Source organism: Bradyrhizobium uaiense, from assembly GCF_010811875.1.
Lineage (GTDB): Bacteria > Pseudomonadota > Alphaproteobacteria > Rhizobiales > Xanthobacteraceae > Bradyrhizobium > Bradyrhizobium uaiense.
Genome location: NZ_VKHP01001071.1, coordinates 1 through 239, shown reverse-complemented (window position 1 = coordinate 239; position 239 = coordinate 1). Strand labels below are relative to the sequence as shown.

1 protein-coding gene is annotated in these 239 nt (G+C 59.4%); it reads right to left on the bottom strand.

Annotation, left to right across the window (positions count from 1 at the left end; genetic code table 11):
• On the bottom strand, positions 1-239 hold a 239-nt coding region (locus FNJ47_RS55745), incomplete at both ends, for a transposase (protein ID WP_163163822.1).

The window sequence follows — 239 nt, the reverse complement described above, 5'->3', positions numbered from 1 at the left end:
CTTCGCCGCGCGCAAGCGTCAAAGACACCATCGTTTGGCAATTTGCCGTTTTGCCGAGAGCCGACGCGTATTGAGCCGCAACACCAACCGAGCGTTCGCCCTTCTTCGGCAGTGAGGTGTCATCAATGACCAGCACCGCATCCTTGCCGCCGACAAGTCGGTCCGCCTGGCTGAGCAGCTCAGATTCCAGTGGTGATGCGTCCCAGACACCATCGGCGATGAAATGGTGCAGCTGATCG